The organism is Terriglobus albidus, from assembly GCF_025685425.1.
Taxonomy (GTDB): Bacteria; Acidobacteriota; Terriglobia; order Terriglobales; family Acidobacteriaceae; genus Terriglobus; species Terriglobus albidus.
This window is the reverse complement of record NZ_JAGTAS010000015.1, coordinates 1-1,361: the sequence shown is the minus strand read 5'-3', so window position 1 is coordinate 1,361 and position 1,361 is coordinate 1. Positions and strand designations below refer to the sequence as shown.

1 protein-coding gene is annotated in these 1,361 nt (G+C 56.8%); it reads right to left on the bottom strand.

What is annotated here, in order from left to right:
• Nucleotides 1-1,361 (bottom strand): TonB-dependent receptor (locus tag OHL21_RS00090; RefSeq protein WP_263415211.1); only part of this gene is annotated, 1,361 nt, incomplete at both ends.

The window sequence follows — 1,361 nt, the reverse complement described above, 5'->3', positions numbered from 1 at the left end:
AACTTGCGGCTGAAGCTCGAGTTGAATTCGGCCTCTACTCCGTTGGAGATACCAGTTCCCTTGCTGACCATCGGCATATAGAGGAAGGGCTGTCCGAAGGTGTCCACGATGTTGGCCAGGCTGAGCGTCGGATGCTCCACCGATACTGGATACATCGAGTACACCTTGTGATAACCACCGAGGCTGAGGCGGTCTCCGCGCTCATTCTCATAGACCACCGTTGCCTGGTATTGCACATCAGAGATCGGCTTCAGAGTGCGGTTCGATGCAATGCCCAGCATGGTAGGCAGTGGCACCTGCTGGCTATAGTTCGCGACACCACCAAAGAAGCGCACGCCCTTGGAAAGCTGCACCATGACGCTGGCCTGCGGTGAAACGGCTGTCGCTCCGCTCAGGCCGAACCGTTGCATGCGAGCACCGAGGTTCGCTTCAAGCTTGCGGAACTTCTTCCAGGTGAACTGACCGTAGGCTGCCTGGTCCATCGGGTTTCCGTTGAACTGGATATTGCTCGCATTCACCGGAATTGGGTTGATGTTATAGGGGCTGGGGAAACCTTTCGCCTGGTTGATGCTGTAGTCAAGCTGACGAACACCGACGGTCGTCCCCAGAAGCATTTTGTAATTGCGCCCGTCAGAGAGCCACTCAAAGCGGCCGTTGCTGAGCCCTTCCTTCAGATCATCGCTATACACCGGAGCGTTGTTCTGCATGGCGTTCACCTGCGAGGTCGTGGTGTGCGATGACGCATAGCTCACCTGGCTTGTCAGCAGCGTGTTGCCGGAGACAATGTGGTTCCACGTCGCGGCATAGATCCCGCGATTCCCTGTGTACGTCGTGCTGACGTAACCGGGATCCTGGTTGTCCAACAGATTCGGGTGCAGGGCGATCTTGTCGTTGCCACCGATATACAGACCGAAGACCGTGTCCTTTCCAGTCGGATGCGTATCGACACGTGCCAGTGCTCCGGAGTAGACCGGCGCACCGCCAATGCCGATGTCGTCCGTAAAGTAGTTGATCACGCTGCGGCGATACTGCGTGAGGAATGCAGCTTTCTTCCCCAGCGGATGGCTGAAGATCGCACCCATGCCGGCATAGCCCATATCCATCTGCAGATGCCGTTTCTGCGCAGCCGGCGCAGCGGTGTTCACACTGAGAACGGAGGACAGAGCGCCACTGTACTTTGTGCTGTAGAGCGCCTTATGCAGGCTGACCGACGAGACCGCGTCGGTATCCAGCATCGACACAAAGCCACCCGAGGAATTGCTCGTGCTGAGGTGGTTGATGTTCGCAATTTCAACGCCGTCGACAACATACAGATTCTCGATCGGGTTACCACCATTCACCATGTAGGTGTTTCTGGAGTC